Origin of the sequence: Sedimentibacter sp., assembly GCF_033447055.1 — a bacterium.
GTDB lineage: Bacteria > Bacillota > Clostridia > Tissierellales > Sedimentibacteraceae > Sedimentibacter.
The window spans coordinates 1-22,891 of the sequence record NZ_JAWQJF010000064.1 but is presented as its reverse complement, the minus strand read 5'-3'; the positions used below and the strand labels follow the sequence as shown (position 1 = coordinate 22,891).

Below are 22,891 nucleotides of genomic sequence, written 5' to 3'. Positions count from 1 at the left end.
CACGGGAAAGTATTCCATACATTGTTTGGCTCTAGCATTGTAAGTCCCATCACTAATTGACAACTTTCACAAACGTTTGGATGAATGTATTGATATAATTTTCTTTCATTTGATGTAGCTAGACTTCCTAAATGTTGTGGATTTATATCCTTCATGTCGATTTTTACAGTAGGATATTCTTTATGTGCTGGAGCACTATTCAAATAAAATTTTGCAGGATTATTGCAATCATCGCTCTCAAAACGAACTTCCTTAACTCCCTTACCTACATATAGTCCATCCTTATTATTCATTTCATATTTTACGCCATCCAATGTTACATATCCTTTAGAGCCAATATTAATGATACCAAGCTCTCTTCTTTCTAAAAAGAAGCTTGTTCCCAGTTCCTTCCCCGCAGGTAATTCTAATGGCTCAACCGGAACTGCACTCCCCACAATTATTCTGTCAATATGACTGTAAAGTAACTTTAGTTCTCCATTCTTGAACAAATCATCGATTAAAAAATTATCTCTCAGACCATTCGTATCCAATCCTTTACCTTCCATAGGGCTAACGCCATATCTAACTTCCATGATTATTTTCCTTCCTTTTATATTATTTTTATTTTATTTTTAATTTAACACAGATTTTCTGAACTTCTAGCATGTACCTTTGATCTTGAAACGTATAATATTACACATATTATCATTAGAACATTTGCGATTACGATAGACCCCATACCAGCCAAAATGCCGTAAGCCTCAGACAATGCACCAGTTATTATAGGCATAATTATAGCTCCAATGCCACCTAACATAAGTAAAACTCCCATTGCCATAGGATACAACTTAATTATATTTCCTACCGTAGAAACTGTTGTAGCATAAATGCCTGCCATAGAAAATCCTAATCCCATTATAGCGATAGTTATTATTTTTAAATTGTTTGTAGAAAGTAATAATAAATAAAAGGCAGCTGTTCCAAAGCTAGTTGATAATAAAAGTGTTTTCTTCAATATTCTATCCCCTAAAAATGCACAAATTAATCTTCCAACAAAAATAACCAACCACATCAAAGAAGCAAGCATTTGGGCATATTGTATGGTCATAAAATTTGAATCAATGAAATATTTAACCATCCATCCGTTAATAGCTGCTTCTGCACATAAATAAAAAAACAATATTCCAGTGCTAATCAAAAAATCTTTATTCTTCAAAAACTCATAGGAAATCTTTACTGTTTTGGTCCCTTTCTTTGCGTTTTCTATTTTCATTCCAGAAAATAAAAGTATAGAAATTATACAAAGAAACACAATGAGTACAGCAGCAATTTTCCAACCATGTTCACTAGAAATATTTGTAGATAAAATTACTAGAAATGGGGAAATTAAAGCACCAACCGCAAAAATACTATGTAAAATATTAAGGGCTACTGTGCTACTATTAGATAGCTCATTTACAACTGTATTATTAAAGTTAGAAATACTGCCGCGACTTAATCCTGTAAATAAAAATCCTAAAATCAATAAAACTGGATTACCTGTTAAAATCATGATAGAGAATCCCATAACTACAAAACTACATAAGAATATAATTGATTTTTTTCTACCTAAATATAAAGGTAATACCCCTGCAATAAAACCAGATATTAAGTTGCCTACTTGGTGAGCAGAAATCAATACACCGCTTACTGTATCATTCAATCCATATTCAACGCTAATTAAAGGGAGCAGTGAACCTAAACTCATAGCACATATACCATTAACTGCAAAAACGAAAAAGCAACAATTCAAAATATATCTTTGTTCTTTGTTAAGCTGTGTATAAAACGATTGATTCTTACTTTTCATTTTCATAATTCTCCTAGCAAACACAGTTAACTATTCTAGTCACTATTTTTTATTAATAAAATCCTCTCTATAAGGAGTAAATATATCTAATAGAATACCCTTTTTAGTACATTTACAACCATGTACTAAGTTGGGCAATTTATATAAGGTATCACCCTTCTTAACTGTATTTTTAATTCCATCGATTTCAAACTCAAACTCACCCTCCAAAACATAGGAGAGCTGAGTATGAGGATGACTATGTAATGGTCCCACCGCATCCTTTTCAAAGTGTACTTCAACAGCCATAAGCTGATCTCCGTACGCTAATATCTTTCTCTTTACCCCTTCTGACACCGTTTCAATGTTACAATCTTTTGCAAAAACATAAGGCTCATTCATGATTTACTCTCCTCAGCGTTTTTCTAACTGCACCCTTTTCTGATACTAATTCTGCAAAATATCCTTCAACTTTTTCTCCTAGTCCTGCCTCATAAAGATTTACACCAAAGATATTAGCATTTGATAAAATTGGTTTAAGTTGATCGTGGAATGGTCCCTTATCTCCAAGAGCAATAGCAGTCACATGAGGTACTACTTCTTGAAGAAGTGGGTCTGAGCTTAATTCCATCTTATCTCCATTGTCATCAGTACCCATCAAGTATCTACACCATCCAGCTAACACAAGTGGAATATGCTTTAAATCTGTAGCATTTAAATATTCACTTGCCATATAAGCTTTTATGGTTTCACCAAAACGAATTCCAAGCTTCTGAGATGTATCTGTTGCAATTCTCTGGGGTGTATCAGGCATAAATGGGTTTGGAAACCTTACTTTAAGTACTTCATCAATAAATTTTTTTGGATCAATTATTCCTGGATTAACTACTGCCGGAAATCCTTCTACATACCCAATTTTTTCTACTAAGGTCCTAAGATCAGTATCTTCCATTTCCTTTGAAATTTTATCATAACCTAATAAACAACCAAATATTGCAAGAGAAGTATGAAGAGGATTTAGACAAGTACAAACCTTCATTTTTTCAACCTTATCAACGGTCTCTTTATCTGTGAAAATTATACCACCTTCTTCAAGATTTGGTCTCCCATTAGGAAAGATATCCTCTATTATTAAGTACTCTGATTCTTCTGAATTTACAAATGGAGATACATAGCTATTTTTTGATGTTATTACATCCTCTACATCTTCAAAACCAACATCTTTTAGCATTTTCCTTACACTTGGATCAGGTCGTGGTGTTATCTTATCAATCATAGACCATGGAAAAGATACTAATTCTGAATCATTAACATAGTCTAGAAAACTTTCATCAACTAAAGCCTTTTCTTCCCATCTTTTAGCAAATTCACTAACTGCCTCATAAAGCTTTGTTCCATTATGAGACATATTATCCATACTAACAAGAGCTATTGGTAGTCTACCATGCACATACCTTTCATAAACAAGAGATGTTATTTGACCTATATAACTCACTGTATTTTGGGGCCCACTTTCAAAATCCTCTACTACATCAGATAAGTATTCACCTTTACCATTCTTTAACTTATATCCCTTTTCAGTGATAGTAAAACTTACCATTTGCAAACTAGGGTTTGCAAAGATTTCTTTTAATCTACTCCAACTTATATCATTTTTTTCATCTAAAATCAGCGATTCCGTAATACTTGCAATGACCGTCTTCTCTATGGTTCCATCAACTTTCAAGGTAACAAGGACTGTCAGATTATCATGGCTTTGATATATTGTTTCTATGCTTTCTCCACCAACGACAACAATACCCTTGTCACTTTTACCTTTGTTTAAAATATTTTGTTGAACATTAGCCATAAATGCTCTAAAAATATTACCTGCACCAAAATGAATCCAATTAGGAGCTGTCTTTGTATTTTCCTTTACCTGTTCGATGTTAAATTCCGGAAGATTAAATTCCGCTCTTTTCCAAACATCCTTATCCTTTAAAGCATTTAAATTTAACTTCATTTCAAATACCTCCCATATGATTGCTATTTATTTGACTTTTCGATTGCTTCCCATAAACCATTCAAGTAGGTTGCACCTAAAGCCCTGTCATATAGTCCATATCCAGGCATCGCCTTTTCGTCCCAAATCATCCTTCCATGATCAGGTCTGATAGGTCCGTCCATACCAATATCATAAAATGCTTTCATAATTTCATACATATCCAGAGAACCATCTGAAGATAAATGAGCTGCTTCATCAAACTTACCCGGTGCTAAATGAATTAAGTTTCTTACATGACCAAAATGTATTCTTCCCTTGAAGCTTCTTATCATATCTGGTATATCATTCTCAGGGTTTGAGCCTAATGAACCAGTACATAATGTAAGACCATTATTAATTACAGGAATTTCATCTAATAATCTTTGAATATTTTCCTTATTATTTATAATTCTTGGTAGATTAAATACAGACCATGCTGGATCATCCATATGAATGGCCATCTTGATTCCATATTTTTCGCAGGTTGGCATAATCGCATTCAAAAAATATACAAGGTTTTGGAATAACTCTTCTTCATCTACCTTTTTATACATTTCAAATAATTCTTTTACCCTTGAAAGTCTGTCTGGTTCCCATCCAGGCATAATAAATCCACCAGAATTGGCATCCATTTCTTCAAACATTTTAGCTGGATCAATCTTATCGATAATCTCTTGATTATACGAAAGAACAGTAGAGCCATCAGGTCTTTCTTTTGCAAGTTCAGTTCTGGTCCAATCAAATACAGGCATGAAATTATAGCATACTAAATCTATACCTTCTTTACCGAGATTCTCAAGAGTTTCAATGTAATTGTTGATATATTGTTCCCTTGCAGGAAGACCAATTTTAATATCATCATGTATATTTACACTCTCTATGCCACTCACTTCAAGTCCTTCAGCTTCAACTTCTTCCTTCATTGCTCTGATTGTTTCTCTCGTCCATACCTCTCCAGGCTTTGTATCATAAAGAGTTGTAATAACACCTACACAGCCAGGAATCTGTCTTATTTGCTTCAAGGTTACGGTATCATATTTACTTCCGAACCATCTTAATGTCATTTTCATCCTCGTCATCACCCCATAGTTTTATTGAAAATTATAAAACAAAATAGTAAATACATATTCTGTAATACGTATTCATCTTTTGTAACAGATATCTGAATTTATTTTTTCACTTGTGAAACAACGTATTTATAAAAACCCTCTTTTTCTGTTCCTAGCATCTGATTCGTTATCATGAGACCATGTTTAGTAGTTGTAAATATAACAATCATATTCTGTTTTTTTAAAACCCCTTTTATAGTATTCCACTTTAACTCTGAATTTTCATTTTTAGTTTTTATATAAATTCCATTATCATCAAAGCCAATTTCCATATCATGTGGAACTGTTGCTATATGCCTTTTGGCTCTCATATAAACTGCCACAGGTTGAATAACCGTAAATAAACTAACCGCGATGATTAAAAGTATTTTTATAAATATATTTACTTCTCCCCAAAACTTTGCTGTCAAAAGTACCATTGCAACAGTAAATATAATATTAAATACACCTACCATTGAACCATAAACACCATAAATAGATAACTTCCAGAGGTCAAAAGCCTTTGTTTCATAAATAAATTTATATTTCATATCTTTGTTTACCTAAATAGCGATGGAAGCCATAAACTAATTCCTGGAATAAAGGTAATAAGTATAAGTGTAATAATCATACATATATAAAATGGCATTGTGGCTTTTACAACGCGCTCCATCGGTACTTTTGAAACTGCAGAACCAATAAATAGAACAGCCCCAACAGGTGGTGTTAAAAGACCTATACCACAGTTCAAGATTACCATAATACCAAACTGAATAGGATCAATTCCAATAGAAGTTGCGATAGGTAGCAATATTGGGGTAGCTATCAATATAATTGGAGCCATGTCCATAATGCATCCAAGAACTAAAAGGATAAGGTTTAAAAGCAATGCTAAGACAATCGGATTATCCGAAATGTTAATAATTGCATTTGCTGCTAACTGCGGAACATGCAAGCGAGTCAGTAAATATCCAAAAATACTTGAAGTTGCAATCAAAATTAGAACGATAGAAAGTGTATCCACACAACTTTCCATAGCTCTCCAAACACCCTTCCAATTAAGACCTTTATAAATAAACACACTAACAATCAAACTGTAAATAACCGCAATAGCTGCTGATTCTGTAGCTGTAAAAACACCGCCAACAACACCTACTACAACTATTAAAACCGATGCAAGCGCCCAAAAGGAAGTACCCAACTGTCTTATAAAATACATCATATTGAATTTGTTACCTTTTGGATAGTTTCTTTTAACAGAAATGATATAAGAGCCTACCATTAATGAAACCGCTAGTAATGCACCAGGTAAATATCCTGCTAAGAAAAGACTCCCTATCGAACACCACCTGCAGTAGTCGCATAAATAACCATGTTATGACTTGGTGGAACTAAAAGCCCTTCACAGGATGAAGTAACAGTAACTGCCGTTGAAAAGTCATCATCGTAGCCTTGCTCTACCATCATAGGAATTAGAATACTACCAAGAGATGCAGTATCTGCAGCTGCCGAACCGGAAATACCTCCAAAGAAATACGATGCAACTATGTTTACCATCGCCAACCCTCCTCGCATCCAGCCGACACAAGCATTCGCCAGCGCAATTAGTTTTTCAGAGATACCACCAGATCCCATGAGAACACCCATTGTGATAAAGAAAGGCACTGCCATAAGACTGAAAGAACTAATCCCCTTTACCATCTGCTGAACAATGGTAGTAAGTGGTAGTCCTTGGTATAATAAAGTGAACAAAGATGAAAGAGCTACTGCATAAGCAATAGGAAATCTTAAAAATACCATTATGAAAAAACTACAAAGCAAAATTAATATTGCTATACTTTCAGTACTCATCATATATCCTCCTCTATTACAAAAAATCTTTTCAAATGATTATATATAGCCTCTATTTCGAAAATAACCATAGCTATACCTGCCAACGGGACCGGAAAATACATCCAAAATCTAGAAAGGCTTGGCATGCTTACATAAGACCCCTTCGAACCAATTTGTATGGAATATTTCCATCCCACTACTATCATTACCACAGCAAGTGCTAAAACAGCAACATCTGCAATAATATCCAAAGTAATTATAATTTTTTTAGGCAAATATCTATCAAATGCTGTCATACGAATATGTGCATTCCTTCTAATAGCTAAAGCCGCAGAAAGAACTGCCATATATGCCATACAAGTTAAAACTATTTCCTCACTCCAGGAAGGATCTGGAACGAAAGGAATATATCTACCAGCAACAGCCATAGTAGTAATAAGAATATCTACTATTAATAATAACTTACATAAGAGTAGTACCACCTTATAAACTACATCATATGCCGGTTTGATTCTGTCAATTGTATTAAAAATTCTTGGCATACATTACCTCCCTAATAAATTGGACACAAAGGCTGCATTCGCCTTTGTGCCCTTTAAAATGATATTTTTAATACTATTAATTTTATTTCATGTCAACAATTTGTTGATAAAGTTCCTTATTGTTTGCTGTCGAAGATTCAATTACACCTTTAACAGCTTCCTGCCAAGGAGTGATATCCTCAACTTCTACAACATTTATACCATCTGCTTTTAACTCTTCAAGTACTTTGTTTTCAGCTTCTTCAGAAATTTGTCTATTAAATTCTGATGCAAGTTTACCAGCTTCTACAAGAACATTTTGTTGTTCTTCAGTAAGTTTATCCCAAGCTTCATCTGTAATTATTACTTGAATTGCGCCAAGTGTATGTCCATCAAGAATTAAGTTTGGAGCAACCTCTTGGAATCCATTGGATTTGTAATTAGCAATAGGCTGTTCAGCACCATCAACTACACCTGTTTGAAGTGCAGAATAAAGTTCGCCGAAAGATACAACTGTAGGTGAAGCACCAATTCCTTCTACCATACCATTCATAACAGGGTCATTTGAAACTCTAAGTTTCATACCTTTTAAATCTTCTATATCACTAATTGGGTCAACCGTAAAGAAATGACGGAAGCCTTCTTCTCCATAGAATAAACCTCTAACACCACTGCCATTTTCTTGTGGTTCCAATAGGAATTCAGGAGCTAAATCAGATGTTGCAAAATTCCAGAAATGCTCTCGACTTACAAATGTGAAAGGAATAGAAAGAAGTTTTGATTTTTCTCCACCATAAGATGTAAGTGCAAATGCCGATATACGTGACATATCAATTGTTCCACCGCCACCAAGCATTGTATCAAGTACATCGTTTTCAGAACCTAAAACACCACTAGCTTGAACATCAATAATAATACTTCCACCTGAAAGTTCTTCAACTTTTTCTTTGTAGAATGTATCCACTTTACCAACAATAGTATCTAATGGATTAACCTCTGCATAAACAAGAGTAACCGCTGGTTCAACAGGTGCCGGTGTTTCAGCTGGTGCCGGTGTTTCAGCTAGTGTTGGTGCTGGCGCTTCAGCTGGTGTTGGTGATTTCAACCCACAACCTGCTAATGTCGCAGCAAATAAAACTAACACAAGGCTTAATACCACTACTTTAAAACCTTTTTTCATTTTTTCACCCTCCAAATTTTTACATAATATTATATTTACATTTTAGAAAGTTCCCAAAACTTATTTTATGTACCTATGTCTAGGAAATTTCTAAATAAATGTCTTCAAAAAATGGTTTTCCTATAAAATATACTACCATACCAGTTGTGATAATGTCAATCACTTTATTAGTTAATTTTTAAAATGGTAGATAAAAATTAACCCTTAAAGTATTGAGGATATTTTTTCTTTAATTCTACCTGTTCAAATTTCAGCTTTGTGATATGCTTACTTATAACATCCTGTGCAGTCTGATCCTCATGATTTCTAATACTTTCTAAAATTTGTTTATGCTGTTCAATAACTATTTTCCAGTTAATATCAGCAATAAAGGAAAGCATACGAACACGCTTGTATTCAGCATTGATATGTTCTATAAAAGACCATGTTCTTTCTTTATTGCAACCAACAAATATTGTTTTATGAAACTTGTCATCCATCATAAGAAACTCATAGAATAATTTCTGCTCTACTAGTCTTTGTTGCTTGTTGATATTATCCTGAAGCACATTTAATAACTCCTCTGGAAAATTTTCTACAGCAATCTTAAGTACTGACTTCTCTAAACTTTCCCTAATAAATCTCGCATCTTCAACAATACTTAAATCAATATAGGAAATATAGGTTCCTCTCTGAGGAAGAGCGTAAAGCAAGCCTTCTTTTGCTAATTTAATAAAAGTTTCTCTGACTGGCGTTCTACTAACATTCAGGATGTCAGAAATCTCCTTTTCACTAACCCGACTGCCCGGAGCCATGTTAAGGTTAATAATATTTCTTTTTATGACTTCATATACATAGTCACCAACTGTTGTACCATTTTTTTGTTTTACTATTTCTAAATCCATGTACTCACATCCCAAACCAATAATTTCATTACTGCCATACTACCATATCAGGTTTCTGTTGTCAATATGGGAGTTGAGTAATATAATTATAATGTTACTCCTGTTTTAAAGATCGCCATTTCTCTAAATTGATTTTTCTCATTATTTACAAGCTTGCCGCTTGCAACTTCAATAATGTAGTTGATAAATTCCTCCAGTACTCTTCCATTGATTTATCTTCTACAAGTACTCCCGCGTTAAAATCTATCCATTTTTTCTTTTTATTATAAATTTCTGAATTTGAAGATATTTTTATGGTTGGAACAAATGTTCCAAAGGGCGTCCCTCTGCCTGTTGTAAATAAAACCATATGGCAACCTGATGCAGCTAAAGCTGTTGAAGCTACTAAATCATTACCGGGAGCACTCAGAAGGTTCAAGCCTTTTTCCCTTATTATCTCTCCATACTTCAACACATCTACAACTTTAGAATGACCTGCTTTCTGTGTGCATCCTAAAGATTTGTCCTCTAACGTAGTAATGCCGCCATTTTTATTTCCAGGAGATGGATTTTCATATACAGGTTGGTTATTGGCCAAAAAATACTCTTTAAATTCATTAATTAAGTGTACTATTTTTCCAAAAACTTCTTCATCCATTGCTCTTTCCATTAATATAGTTTCTGCTCCAAACATTTCAGGAACCTCAGTTAATACGCTTGTTCCTCCCTGAGCAATTAAATAATCAGAAAAATTCCCCAGCAATGGATTTGCTGTAATACCCGAGAGGCCATCAGATCCTCCGCATTTTAACCCGACCTTTAACTCTGAAAAAGGTACTTCTTCGCGAATATCATCTTTCATTGCCTCAAAGATTTCTCCTAAAAGACGAACTCCTTCTCCTACCTCATCTTCCACTTCTTGCGACACTAAAAACTTAACTCTCTTTTCATCTATGGCGCCAAGATGCTCCTTGAATGCTGCTACTTGATTATTTTCACAACCCAGCCCCAGCACCAATGCTCCGCCACAATTAGGATGCTTTACTAAATCGCCCAAAATTTTCTTTGTGTTTTCATGATCTTCCCCTAATTGTGAGCAGCCATAGTTATGATTGTAGACCTCAATATGGTCGATTAAACGTATATCTGCTGTTGTCTTAAAGGTATCTGCAATCTTTTGTCCAATGCCGTTTACACAACCAACTGTAGGAATAATCCATAATTCATTTCTTATGCCAACACTGCCGTTTTCTCTTTTATATCCCATGAAAACCAAGTTATCCTTTATTATATCTCTATCCACTAATTTTTGATTATAAATATATTCAACCTTTCCACTCAATTTTGTCTTTGTATTATGCACGTGTACAAAATCACCGGCTTCGATATCGACAAATGCATATCCTATGGGTAATCCATATTTAATAATGTCTTCACCTTTACAAATTTTTTGAATAGCTATCTTGTGTCCCTTAAAAACATCCGTTTTAACCTGTATGATTCTTTCATCGATTTTTATGTCTTCCCCAGCTTTTAAGTCTGTAAGTGCAACGACCACATTATCTTTATTATGGATCTTTATGAATTTTTTCATAGTGCTCCTTTAACAATAAATTTGAATTTTTATCAGGTTACTGAACATCAAACCCAAAATATCTATTTGCGTTATTATAACAAATATCCCTTGCTATTTCCCCAAGTAAATCCATGTCATTTGGAAGTTCTCCCTTTTCTACCCATTCACCTAACAAATTACATAAGATTCTTCTAAAATATTCATGCCTGGTATAGGATAAAAAGCTTCTTGAGTCCGTGAGCATTCCAACAAATCTGCTTAAAAGCCCCATATTTGATAAGGCAGTAATTTGTCTGATCATGCCATCTTTTTGATCATTAAACCACCAGCCAGATCCAAATTGTATTTTCCCAGGTATTCCTCCTCCTTGGAAAGATCCTATCATTGTGGCAAGGACTTCATTATCTCTCGGATTTACACAATAAAGAATTGTTTTTGGCAACTCATTTGTTGTATCCAATGCATCTAAAAATTTGGCCAAAGCTTCTGAAAAAACATAGTCTCCAATTGTATCAAATCCTGTATCAGGACCAAGATTTCTCATCATCCTGCTGTTGACATTTCGAATTACTCCAATATGAAGTTGCATGGCCCATCCTAACTTGGCATATTCTCTTCCCAGAAATAACAATACATGGGTTTTATATTTTTGTATATCTGATATAGTCAGCTCGTCTTGATTTAATACTTTAATAAATATATTGTTGACTTCTTCATAGTTACTCTTTTCAAATGCAATTGGATCCAAGGCATGGTCAGAAGCTCTGCAGCCCAAAGAATTAAAATATAGCACACGTTCTTTTAATGCCTCCAGCAAAGTATCCAATGTCTCTATTTTTCTTCCGACTATTACTCCTAGATTATTTATCCAAGCTGTAAAACCATCCTTTTCAATATTGATTGCCTTGTCAGGTCTGAATGCAGGCAAGACTTTTACGTCAAAGGTATTATCTTTTGCAATTACTTTATGATATTCCAATGTATCTGTTGGATCATCGGTAGTACAAATCACCTTTACATTTGATCTTTTAATTAATTCTCGTGCTGTAAATTCCTCTTTTTGTAGCAGCTCATTGCACTTCTCCCAGATGCCTTCTGCTGATTCTTTGTTCAACAATGTATCTATGCCAAAAAAACGTTGCAACTCAAGATGGGACCAATGGTATAGCGGATTTCCAATAGTGTATGGAACTGTTTCTGCCCATTTCAAAAACTTGTCCTTATCTTCTGCACCACCAGTGATATACTCTTCATCGATGCCATTGCTTCTCATGGCTTTCCATTTGTAATGATCTCCGCAAAGCCAAATTTCCGTAATATTTCTATAACGCTTATTTTCCGCAATCTCTTTGGGGCTTATGTGACAATGATAATCAATAATTGGCATTTCTTTTGCAAAATCGTGATACAGTTTAATGGCAGTTCCATTGTCCAACAAAAAATTTTCATCCATAAATTTTTTCATCTTTAACACTCCTCGTATAAATTATTGGTTTATTGTTTAATTAGAAAGTTTTTACAGCTTCTTGCATTCCTTTTTCCAATATTACTTCTAAATAATCTGTAACTTGTCGGCAAAGATTGTCTACTCTATTTAAATCCATTTCCCAATTCTTCACATAGCCCAATACTTCCTCAACCAAATTTTCCAGGCCTTGTCTTGTTCCATCATAATTTGCCCATAGTCTCTTAAATAAAGCAATGATATCCTCATCATCCTTCAAATCAATTTGAACACCGTCTCTATCTCCTTTATAGAAGGCAATGAGAGCAGCAAGAGAAAATACTAATCTCTTTGGAAGACTATTATATGTCTTTTGATATTGTAAAATAGACGGCAAAACTCTTGTTTTAAATTTAGACATGGAATTTAGGGATATACTCATTAAATAATGGTTTATAAATGGGTTCTTAAATCTGTCCAGCACATCCTGAGCGAAGTCTTTTAGCTCTTTCTCTGATAGTTTCAATGTCGGAATAATTTCAGTATAGATTGTATCCTGAATAAACTTTCCAATGACTGTATCTTCCACTGCTTCCTTTACAGTATCCTTTCCATATAGATAAGAAACAGGTACCATAGATGTATGAGCTCCATTTAATATCCTTACTTTTCTTGTCCTATAGGGGGTAAGATCATCGACAAACAATACATTCAGCCCTGCTTTATCAGCTGGAAATTCCTCCTTCACCCATTGTGGTCCTTCAATAACCCATAAATGGAATTGTTCCCCTTCAACCAACAGCCTATCTTCATACCCTAATTCCTTAGTGATTTTTTCTATTTTATTTCTTGGGTACCCAGGCACGATTCTATCAACCAAAGTATTACAGAATGTATTGGCTTCATTAATCCACTCTGTAAATCCTTTTCCTAAATTCCATAATCTCGCTAATTTCAGAATAATTTCTTTAAGCTTTTCACCATTCTTGTCTATTAGTTCGCAAGGAAGGAAAATGAATCCAGACTTTTTATTTCCGTTAAAAATTTGGTATCTATGATATAAAAATGCTGTTAACTTGCCTGGAAAGCTGCTTTGTGGTCTATCCTCAAGCCTATCCTTCTCTTCATAAACAATTCCGGCTTCTGTTGTATTAGAAGTAATAAATTTTAATTCGGGGTTTTCTGCTACTTTCAAAAACTCATCATAGTCGCTATAGGTATTTATTCCTCTGCTTATTGAATTTATAATTGAATGCTCACTAATAGCTTCTCCGTTTTTAATTCCATTTAAGTATAAAGTGAATAATCCATTCTGTTCATTTAATATCTTTATGCTATCATTATTTCTTGGTTGTATAACAACTACACTTCCGTTGAAATTTTCCGTCTTATTCATTTCATCGATTATCCAGTCAACAAAGGAACGTATAAAATTACCTTCACCAAATTGTAACACTTTTTCCGGATAATATTTCTTTTTATAGCATTCATCAATTTTATTCACGTGTTGCTTCCTCCTTTAATTTTATTTGCTATTGCACTATAACGCTAAATTTGCCAATTATTATTTCCAGGTATCCATAACAATTATAATTCTAAATTTAATCTTTTACAAGGAAATAGTTTGGCTGACAAAAATCTGATACCTATATATCAATAATAGCGTATTTTTGCAATCCTCGTTTTTATGCACTAGGAAAGAGAACTTTCTTAGTACAAAAAAAATCTCCTCACTGCCAATTATGGTAGTGAGGAGATTACATGTTCTATTTCTTTTTTACTGGAATCCAAATCTCACAATAATAGTTTTCATCCTGTGTTCCATTTGGATATTTATCAGGTGCATCATACATCTCAACACAATAACCAGCAGTAAATGCTGGAATTGTTTTTGTAATTAAACCTTCAGGAATTTCATTTGTTGGATTGTAGATATCGGCAATCAGGTATTCGAAGCTTTCATTGCCCATTTGCTCGTCAATATGCATTGCTGATATAATTTACAAATTTCTCCACAAGATTCGGGTCAAATTGAGTGCCTGAATTATCCTTTAATTCTTGTATAATCATCTCTTTAGTATATATTGGTTTATAATTTCTTTCATGAGTCATTACATCATATGCTTCCAATATAGAAAATAATCTTGCTGTAAAAGGAATTTCTTCACCCTTTAAGCCTTGTGGGTATCCACTTCCATCCCAGTGTTCATGATGAGCAAAAATACTTTTTCCAATATAAGAAAGCTTCGTTGATGCACTAACAATCTTAAATCCAAGTTCGGAATGACTTTTTATTTTTTGCCACTCCTCCATAGTCAACATACCTTTTTTTTGAAAAAGTTCTTTTTCGATTCCAACTTTTCCTATGTCATGTAACTCTGCCAACAAAGCAAGGCTTTCAATATCACTCTTTTCTAAATCTAATATTTCTCCCATTTGTCTGCACATCTCTACTAGCCTTTTACAATGCTCCTTGCTTTCATTATTATTTTCATATAGCTTTTTCTTAATAGCATTTATGATCATGTCATAGTTTCTTTCGCTATTAGCCATTTTATTAGCATACATCCTGTCTTCTGCTAACTTAAAAAGACTGTTATAACCATTATTATCATACTCATACATAGTTGCACATCCTAAAGCTACAAGAGGTTTAATTGGATCCTCTCTTGCAGTAAGGGCAGCATTCTGGATTTTTTCAACAATCTGAATAGATTCTCGTTCATCCGTTGATGGCATAAGCACTACTATTTCATCTCCTCCAATCCTACATGGAACATGATTTGATTTGATGTTTTCTTTAATTATTTCAGATACCCTAATTAACATCTGATCTCCGATTTCATGACCAAATGTATCATTTGTAATTTTTAATCCATTTAAATCTGCAACAATAATTGAAAATTGTAAAGAATTTTCTTGTTTTAATTGTTTTAAGATTTCAGCCATATACATTCTATTGTATAGTCCTGTAAGCTCATCATGATATGTTTTAAACATCAGTTCTTTTTTAGATTCTTCTATGGCCTGGGTTTTTTCTTTTACAGCTGCTTGCAGACTTGAGTTCCACGCTAAAATAACAATTATGATAATTATTAACAGCAATATAAAACACACTACACCTATCCAAAAATATGTGTTATGAAATAAACTTTGTCTTTGTAAAGACATCCACTTTTGCTCAATAACTTTTTTCTCATGATCTGTAATTTGAGCTAATCCTTTGTTAAGGATCTGATTTAAAATAGGCCAATCACTTCTGGTTGCTACGGATAAGCTGGATTGATAAGGAGTCTCGACATTGACTATAAGATTTGAAATATTATCTCTTTCAATAGTCTCGGTAGCACTCATTATTTCTATTATCATTGCATCAGCCTCGCCAAAGGCTACCATTCTCATTCCATCATTGGGAGATTTCACTGTTCTATATTCCAGCTTCGGGTGATTTTCATTCAAAAATTCTATAATATCGTAACCTTCTACTGCTAATATATCCATGCTTGTATTTTCTAACTTTTCGAATGTCAATTTCTCAGAAAAATTTTTCCGAGTAATTATAACATTAGGGTTTTCTATGTAAGGTACCGTAAAATCTAAATATTTACTTCTTTCAGTTGTTTTAGTAGCAGCTGTTATTCCTGTCAGTTCTTTTTTTTGAACCTGTTTAATGAGTTCATCAAAATTATCAAACTGCACCATCTGAAATTTAATACCTAGCTTCTGTTCCAAAAGTTTAAAATAATCCGCTGAAATCCCTGCATATTGTCCATTGTCTAAGAATTCAACCGGTGGATAATCTATTGTATATCCAATTTTAATCTCATCCTTATGCTCATCCAGCCATGTTCTTTCTTCATCTGTAAGAAAAATTTCCTCAGCTTTAGCGCATTTCGCGTTAATTAAAGAAAATATCGTTATAATTCCAATAAAAATTAATAATATCAAAACCAGCATATTTTTTTTGAATTTTCTAAATTTTAAAATATTTATTCCCCCCTTTCCAGTAATTCTTATTTAGGTAAATGTTTTCAAAGCGATTGTCCCAATATAGCATTAGTTCATTTTTTATATTTGTAATCAAAGCGCATTCTGCTTATAATTTTCAATTTCACTGATATTTTAGCACTTTTAGATTAGAGAGTCAACAACTCGTCCAAAATAACAGAGTTTAACCTAAAAAGGCACCAAATGACAGGGGGATGACAGGGGGACGGGGTTGTTGACACACTGCGACAGGAAAACGAGGATGACAATAACCCCGTCCCTGTGACAGATCTTTTTCTTTTACAACTGGTTCGATTATCCTAAGTTTTTTCATTGAAATCTCTTCTCTAATATAGAAACAAAAAAGGCGAGAAAACAAACGTTGCTCACGCCTTTTAGCAAATATTTATTCTGTTTTGTTTTAAATTCGTTGCAACAGGATTACAACTTCACAATCTGGGATATCTACCCAATTATTCCCAGTGAGAATCAGAGCTGTATTAACTTATACACTCCGGCCTGCTATCCTCAGAATATCAACGACAATCATTCCATTATTGTTATACCCCGAACTGTCCAAAGCTGTGGTCCCATCTGTCTCATCAAATTTCCAATGTCCGAAAAGCGATGTAATATGCTCATATCCCTACCATCTTAAGAATGGATATCCTCCATTTTCGTCAGGATTTATTCCCCAGATGGTATCAAAATCCCAGCCTGAGAAGGTGCTTTGCTGTGTCATTTCTAAAGTAGTTTTCGGTATTCCTTTACCTATATCACTTTGACCTGAGGTATTGGTGTCATAGTAACACCTATTAAATACCGGTTGGTTTCCTACGTCAGGAAGCTTACCTACTAAACCACCAATGTGCATAGGGCCTGTAATAGGATCTCCGGTAGCAGATATAGCTCCTATGGCATAAGAATCTTCAACTGTACCAGGTCCTATAGAACCTATTAATCCTCCAATATAGAAGTCCTGTGTTCTTGTATGTGATGTTACATTCCCTGTAGCGTAAGTATTGGAAATAGTGCCGTTAAAATGCTGACCTACAAGACCCCCCATTCCATAATAACCACTTATATTTCCGGAAGCATAACAGCTTTCAATATTACCAGAAGAATTATTTCCTACAAGTCCACCTATCCATCCTTGACCGTTAATTTCTACATCAGCACTACTCCTACTGATACTTCCACTAGAAATTCCTACTAAGCCACCTACCCCAGTAGTTCCCAAAATACTCCCAGTACAATGGCAATCAGTAACAACACCGCGATTTATGCCAATTAGCCCACCAAATGTACCATAAGATGTATCTGAGTAACTTAAATTAACCATTTCAGCACTGCAACCCATTATTACACTATTATAGTAATTTTGCCCTACTAAACTACCTACATTATATTGACCTATAATTTCAACATTATTAAGTTGAATATTCTTAATTTCTGCTTGCTGCACCAACTCATAGTTCACAACTTTACCGCAAACATAGCCAAACAAACCTATGTTTTCCTCTGAATATCGATTAATAGTTAAGCCAGTTATCGTATAATTTTGCCCATCATATATCCCGCAAAAGGGATTTCCGTAGGTGGGGTAGTCTTTATTTTCTCCAATCGGCATCCAGCCTTCACCTTGATTCCAAGGCTGTACACCTAAATCAATATCTGCTATTTGAATGAAGTGAGCATCAAGGTGATTTCTTACGTTATCTAGTTGTTCCGCAGTTGCAACCTGATAAGGATCTTCTGCTGTCCCTGTTCCGCCTGCAAATTCTGCTTCTATTGGCTTAAACACCATATCCTTTTCCGCCACTACCGAATTCGTATAGCCTGACTTAATTCCTATAGCTTTAACGGTTATGGTCTTACCCTCAGTGTCATTTGATTCTACATTAAATGATGCTGTGTATTTTATTGAGCTTGCTGTCGGTGTCGTTCCATCCAAAGTATAGTAAATCCCAGCGCCAGAAGTCGCTGTTGCCAATGTTACCGTAACCACAGCATCATTCTCAACACCAGCAGTAACATCTATATTCGTTGAGATATCAATAGCACTTACTCTTGCAGTTGAAGAGCTACCTCCACTACCTGATGAGCCAGCAATAACTATCCATGTGCCGGTATTGTTATTTGTAACCGAGGTGCTGCTATCAACGAGAGCTCCGCCAGCAGCAGTAACACCTTCTGCTCCTTTTGCTGTTTCTATTTTGGTATTAGGGGTGGTAATGAAAGAATTGTCTCCGCTTGCCTTTACTTCGACCTTTTTTACAATACCATTACCCTCAACTTTTGCATCACTGCCAACTATGGTAATCTTATCCGCAGTTGCCCCCTTATCTACAATAATTTTGGAAGCACTACCGGTGATACTTCCCTCTTTCATGGAGCTCTTCTCTCTAATTATAATGGTGGAATTATCGCCGCTAATAATTGCATTAGTTAGAAACGCTTTCGCAGCAATGGCAGTAATGTTGTCCCCAACCACCTCTAATGTTCCTATAACTCCTTCAACTAACACATCATCAGAACCATCATCAACATAAATAACTTTTACGTCAGCTGCATCTTCGACAGCAATTCGAACTTTCCCATCTACTTTGCAAACAATAATTTTGCCAAGATTGGAATTACCTTTAATAACAATGGAGTTCTCACCGCCGCCCCTAACAACAGTTCTTCCTTCCACCTTCACATTGTCGAGGGTCACGTCCCCATCACCAACACCATCAGCAATGATAAGATCTCCTTTAATAGTAAGATTTTTAAGCATAACACCGGGAACACGTATAAGTATATTGCCAGATAGGGTAACATCTATAACCTCTCCAGGCATATCTATGTACAGTTTAACCAAGTTATCCAAGACTGTAGCAAATTCTGCCCTGGTAATATTGGCATTAGGATTAATCTTGCCATCTGATCCTTGAACATAGCCTGCCTCTACCATTGCATTTAAATCCTTTTTCGCCCATGGAGCTATATCAGCTTTATCGGAATAGTTTTCCAAAGCCTTATATTCTAAAGCATCGGAACAAACTTTGAATGCTCTTGCCAAAACCACAAATGCTTCCTGGCGAGTAATATTGCTCTCCGGACGCATTGTTGTATCCTTCATAAAAGTACCCATCATGACGGCTTTAGCCATATCGCTTGCATACCATGCTGTGAATGGTACATCAGTAACCCCATTGAGTTCAGCAGTTTTCACAGCACTGAATGCTCTGTTTACCACCACTGACATTTCAGCCCTTTTGAGTGGCTCATCCGCTTTGATTAAGTTTTTACCCTTGTCTGCATAACCCTTAAGCAGCCCATTATCCACTGCTTTTTTAAGTGCAGCAGTTGACCAGTTATTCGGCATGTCTATAAAGTCATAACCTTGACTATCTGCTAATACAGTTACAGGGAACATGTTAAAAACCATCAGCAGAGATAAAAAAATAGATAACACCTTTTGTCTCATTTAACTTCCTCCTTCATATTCACATATAATTTTTTTGTTAATGTTTTCTTTAATTTGATTAACAAACTTTTCATAGTCAATTTTATTGTCTAATATACCTTGATAAATTTTTTCATTAGTTTGAATTTCCATTTCAAATGATTTCTTGCTTTTTCTCATAGTGATAGCCAAAACATTTTCTTCAAGTATTGCAATTAACTGGTCATCAGGTTCTTTGGGAGATAAAATAATTTTACCTTTGCTAATATGTAATTCTAACATCTTTGTTTCAAAAAAGCCTGTTTTCATACGAAAATCAAAAATCAACTTTATCACCGCCATTTACTAATCAATCTTTACATTTATACTAAATTATATCAAAATTATCCATATAAAAAAATAGTTCAGAGGATTCTGTCAATGACAATTATTATGACACGAACCATGACAAAAATATTGTCATTGTACAATGTATATGATAAACTTGATTGAGGTGATTATCATGCAATTTTATGAAAAACTTGATTTTCTTATGAACATAACAAATACTAGCAATAGTGTTTTAGGACAAAAGATAAAACTAGACCCATCTTATATCAGCAGACTTAGAAGGGGACAAAGAAATGCATTAAAAGATGAAAATATTATTGTATCCATGGCAGAATACTTTGCACACTATTGCATTGCTGACTATCAGCTTAATTCCATATCATATGCTTTAAACATCAGTAGAGCAATTTTGAATTCAAATGAACTTCAACCATTAATAGCAAAGTGGCTTATTAACGAAAAACCGAATGAAATAAAAGCTGTTGGAGATTTCATTGATAACTTTATAGAAATAAATACTAACCTAAAGATACCTGGTAATTTGGTGAAAACAGTTAAGCAAAAAGAGGATACACCAAAACTAATTCCACAAGATGATATATCTGTTTTCTATGGCATTGAAGGGAAACGACAAGCTGCTGAGTTTTTTCTGTTGGAAGTTATGAAAATAGACACACCTCAGACATTGCTTCTATATAGTGATGAAGCTACCGATTGGATGACAACAGATCGTGACTTTGCTATAAAATGGGCTCAATTAATGATTGGTGTTCTGTCAACGGGAAACAGAATAAAGATTATTCATACTATAAGTCGAAATCTAGATGAGATGCTAAATGCCATTCAACAATGGATGCCTATGTATATGACAGGATTAATTGAGCCTTATTATTATCCTAAAAAGAGAGATGGAATTTTTAAACAAACAATGTTTATCTCACCTGGAGTATCTGCAGTTATATCAAGTTCAGTTGGCAACTCATTTGATTACGCAGCTAATTTGCTCATAAGAAACAGTGATGCTATCAGAGCTTACACAGAAGTGTTCAATCAATATCTGAACCAATGTAAACCACTTATAAGAGTTTTTAAATCAGAAAACAAAAATTTATATTTAGAAACACTGCTAGAGTTTGAAAAAGAAAAATGTAACACCATAATAAAAACTGAATCTATCTCATTATTGACTATGCCAGAAAAAGTATTCTCAGAAATTTTGTCCCGCATTGGAATAAAAAAAAGCAGTTTAAGTGATTATCAAAAACAAAGAATAAAAATCTTTAAGAATCATTTAGAAAATAATAATTTATTTTATGAAATTATTCCAATATTTGATTTGGATACAATTAATAATGGCAAAATAAAAGTATCTTTTTCTGACATGATGAATAACAGTACGGTTTACTATACACAAGAGGAATACATTCAACATCTTGAGCATATAACATATTTATTAGAAATCTATGAAAATTTTCACATCAAACTAGTCTCTGGAATATCAGAAAGCAATTATTTAATATATGCAAAAGAAGATCTTGGTGTGATAACTGCTAAAACATCTATACCACCCGTTGTTATTGCTGTCAATGAAACCAATCTAACAGCTGCCTTTTGGGACTTTTTAAAACATACTTTAGGTGAAAAATCATTTCAGTATCCAAATAATGCTGAAGAATCCAATGAACTGAAGAAGTATATACAGAAAATAAAAAACTCTTAAAAGGTAATACAAAGCCGTGAAAAATTACTAATGATGACAATCCATGAAGAAAAAGTGAAGCTTAAGATAAATCTAATAAAAGAAGCTTATAGTCACTCGGATAATACAATTACCTATGTGCATTTCTGAAAAGTTTTAATATGAAATGATTGAATTTAGTCATAAAAAATGATATGCTACACAAGGTAAACAAAAAGTGTCATTACTGCATAATAATGAATTTCAAAATTACAATTGGGAAGATTATATATTGAGCTTATTTTTTAGCTCTTTTAAGGTGATAAAGAAAGGTAATAATATGATAAAAGTTGAAAACTTGTCCTACTCATTTCCACAAAAAAATCTATATAATAAGATTTCATTTACATTAGAAGATGGTCAGCATTGCGCTTTTATAGGCACAAGTGGAAGTGGAAAAAGCACACTGATAGATATAATTATGGATCCAGAGAAATATATGTTTGATGGTAAGTTAGAGATAGAACCAAATTGTAAAATTGGGTATGTAAGTCAGTTCTCACAACTAGACAAACCAAAAGAAACTACTGTTTTTGAATATATAGGCGAAAAATTTATTAAGCTGCAAAATGAAATAACATCCATTTGTGCTGAAATGGAAACATCTTCGGATATAGATACTTTGCTAGAAAAGTACCAACAAGCACAAGACGCATTTGATGCAATTAATGGAGATGAATTCGAAAGCAACATTAATAAAAAACTAAATCTTGCAAACTTAAGTAATCATAAGGGTCTAATGATATCTGAGCTTAGTGGTGGCGAATTTAAACTTGTTCAAGTTATTAAGGAAATGCTTAATCGTCCTGACTTAATAATTATGGATGAACCAGATGTGTTTTTAGACTTTGAAAATATTAATTCGCTTAAAAACCTAATTAATTCTCACAAAGAAACAATTTTAGTTATTACTCACAACAGATATCTATTGAATCATTGTTTTAATAAAATTTTACACCTTGAAAACATGGAACTCCAGGAATTCGATGGAACATATATTGATTATAACTTCTCATTACTGCAAACTAAAATTGAGTTACAAGAGCT

The 22,891-nt window shown here is 34.0% G+C and carries 16 protein-coding genes and 3 pseudogenes; 2 read left to right on the top strand and 17 right to left on the bottom strand.

The genetic code is table 11. The annotated features are described in order from the left end of the window. The 17 genes and pseudogenes from kduI to SA378_RS04345 form a co-directional block, all read right to left on the bottom strand. Window positions 1–575, bottom strand: a 575-nt coding sequence (gene kduI / locus SA378_RS04425; RefSeq protein WP_318524775.1) for a 5-dehydro-4-deoxy-D-glucuronate isomerase, incomplete at its 3' end; no start/stop codon positions are given. A gap of 44 nt (window positions 576–619) precedes the next feature. After that, on the bottom strand, window positions 620–1,831 hold the full coding sequence (locus tag SA378_RS04420) for an MFS transporter (protein WP_318524774.1): 1,212 nt from the start codon (window positions 1,829–1,831) through the stop codon (window positions 620–622). 42 nt (window positions 1,832–1,873) lie between these two features. Continuing rightward, window positions 1,874–2,212: a cupin domain-containing protein gene (locus SA378_RS04415; RefSeq protein ID WP_318524773.1), complete on the bottom strand. Its 339-nt coding sequence runs from the start codon at window positions 2,210–2,212 to the stop codon at window positions 1,874–1,876. After that, window positions 2,205–3,812, bottom strand: coding sequence for a mannitol dehydrogenase family protein (locus SA378_RS04410; RefSeq protein ID WP_318524772.1), 1,608 nt, complete (start codon window positions 3,810–3,812; stop codon window positions 2,205–2,207). The genes SA378_RS04415 and SA378_RS04410 overlap by 8 nt, the downstream gene beginning before the upstream one ends. Before the next feature lie 23 nt (window positions 3,813–3,835). Continuing rightward, complete coding sequence (gene uxuA / locus SA378_RS04405) at window positions 3,836–4,903, bottom strand: mannonate dehydratase (protein WP_318524771.1); 1,068 nt, start codon at window positions 4,901–4,903, stop codon at window positions 3,836–3,838. Window positions 4,904–5,001: 98 nt separating this feature from the next. After that, window positions 5,002–5,472: a YcxB family protein gene (locus SA378_RS04400; protein ID WP_318524770.1), complete on the bottom strand. Its 471-nt coding sequence runs from the start codon at window positions 5,470–5,472 to the stop codon at window positions 5,002–5,004. An 8-nt stretch (window positions 5,473–5,480) separates the two neighbouring features. Continuing rightward, a pseudogene (locus SA378_RS04395) lies at window positions 5,481–6,772 on the bottom strand (TRAP transporter large permease). Then, complete coding sequence (locus SA378_RS04390) at window positions 6,772–7,296, bottom strand: TRAP transporter small permease (protein ID WP_318524769.1); 525 nt, start codon at window positions 7,294–7,296, stop codon at window positions 6,772–6,774. The pseudogene SA378_RS04395 and the gene SA378_RS04390 overlap by 1 nt, the downstream one beginning before the upstream one ends. 82 nt (window positions 7,297–7,378) lie before the next feature. After that, complete coding sequence (locus SA378_RS04385) at window positions 7,379–8,455, bottom strand: TRAP transporter substrate-binding protein (protein WP_318524768.1); 1,077 nt, start codon at window positions 8,453–8,455, stop codon at window positions 7,379–7,381. Between the two features lie 197 nt (window positions 8,456–8,652). Continuing rightward, window positions 8,653–9,339 carry a GntR family transcriptional regulator gene (locus SA378_RS04380; RefSeq protein ID WP_318524767.1) on the bottom strand — a complete coding sequence of 229 codons (687 nt, stop codon included), beginning with the start codon at window positions 9,337–9,339 and terminating at the stop codon, window positions 8,653–8,655. Between the two features lie 86 nt (window positions 9,340–9,425). Next, window positions 9,426–10,912: pseudogene (locus tag SA378_RS04375) on the bottom strand (UxaA family hydrolase). 37 nt (window positions 10,913–10,949) lie between these two features. After that, a complete protein-coding gene (gene uxaC, locus SA378_RS04370) occupies window positions 10,950–12,359 on the bottom strand; it encodes a glucuronate isomerase (protein WP_318524766.1) in 1,410 nt (469 codons plus the stop codon). Window positions 12,360–12,399: 40 nt separating this feature from the next. Continuing rightward, complete coding sequence (locus tag SA378_RS04365) at window positions 12,400–13,842, bottom strand: tagaturonate reductase (RefSeq protein ID WP_318524765.1); 1,443 nt, start codon at window positions 13,840–13,842, stop codon at window positions 12,400–12,402. Window positions 13,843–14,104: 262 nt separating this feature from the next. Further along, window positions 14,105–14,320: pseudogene (locus SA378_RS04360) on the bottom strand (GyrI-like domain-containing protein); the annotation flags it as partial. After that, window positions 14,316–16,295 carry a diguanylate cyclase gene (locus tag SA378_RS04355; RefSeq protein WP_412178671.1) on the bottom strand — a complete coding sequence of 660 codons (1,980 nt, stop codon included), beginning with the start codon at window positions 16,293–16,295 and terminating at the stop codon, window positions 14,316–14,318. The pseudogene SA378_RS04360 and the gene SA378_RS04355, both read right to left, overlap by 5 nt. 676 nt (window positions 16,296–16,971) lie before the next feature. Next, a complete protein-coding gene (locus tag SA378_RS04350; protein WP_318524764.1) occupies window positions 16,972–19,797 on the bottom strand; it encodes a GLUG motif-containing protein in 2,826 nt (941 codons plus the stop codon). After that, window positions 19,798–20,103, bottom strand: coding sequence for a hypothetical protein (locus SA378_RS04345; RefSeq protein WP_318524763.1), 306 nt, complete (start codon window positions 20,101–20,103; stop codon window positions 19,798–19,800). 175 nt (window positions 20,104–20,278) lie between these two features. Between SA378_RS04345 and SA378_RS04340 the strand changes: the two genes are divergently transcribed. Together SA378_RS04340 and SA378_RS04335 are read left to right on the top strand one after the other, a co-directional pair. Then, window positions 20,279–21,826 carry a transcriptional regulator gene (locus SA378_RS04340; RefSeq protein WP_318524762.1) on the top strand — a complete coding sequence of 516 codons (1,548 nt, stop codon included), beginning with the start codon at window positions 20,279–20,281 and terminating at the stop codon, window positions 21,824–21,826. Between the two features lie 298 nt (window positions 21,827–22,124). Further along, window positions 22,125–22,891, top strand: a 767-nt coding sequence (locus SA378_RS04335; RefSeq protein WP_318524761.1) for an ATP-binding cassette domain-containing protein, incomplete at its 3' end; no start/stop codon positions are given.

Coding starts and splice junctions, on each gene's coding strand:
- SA378_RS04415 (WP_318524773.1), bottom strand. CDS start 2,212: ATGAATGAGCCTTATGTTTTTGCAAAAGATTGTAACATTGAAACGGTG.
- uxuA (WP_318524771.1), bottom strand. CDS start 4,903: ATGAAAATGACATTAAGATGGTTCGGAAGTAAATATGATACCGTAACC.
- SA378_RS04385 (WP_318524768.1), bottom strand. CDS start 8,455: ATGAAAAAAGGTTTTAAAGTAGTGGTATTAAGCCTTGTGTTAGTTTTA.
- SA378_RS04400 (WP_318524770.1), bottom strand. CDS start 5,472: ATGAAATATAAATTTATTTATGAAACAAAGGCTTTTGACCTCTGGAAG.
- SA378_RS04355 (WP_412178671.1), bottom strand. CDS start 16,295: ATGCTGGTTTTGATATTATTAATTTTTATTGGAATTATAACGATATTT.
- SA378_RS04350 (WP_318524764.1), bottom strand. CDS start 19,797: ATGAGACAAAAGGTGTTATCTATTTTTTTATCTCTGCTGATGGTTTTT.
- SA378_RS04380 (WP_318524767.1), bottom strand. CDS start 9,339: ATGGATTTAGAAATAGTAAAACAAAAAAATGGTACAACAGTTGGTGAC.
- SA378_RS04410 (WP_318524772.1), bottom strand. CDS start 3,812: ATGAAGTTAAATTTAAATGCTTTAAAGGATAAGGATGTTTGGAAAAGA.
- SA378_RS04340 (WP_318524762.1), top strand. CDS start 20,279: ATGCAATTTTATGAAAAACTTGATTTTCTTATGAACATAACAAATACT.
- uxaC (WP_318524766.1), bottom strand. CDS start 12,359: ATGAAAAAATTTATGGATGAAAATTTTTTGTTGGACAATGGAACTGCC.
- SA378_RS04420 (WP_318524774.1), bottom strand. CDS start 1,831: ATGAAAAGTAAGAATCAATCGTTTTATACACAGCTTAACAAAGAACAA.
- SA378_RS04390 (WP_318524769.1), bottom strand. CDS start 7,296: ATGCCAAGAATTTTTAATACAATTGACAGAATCAAACCGGCATATGAT.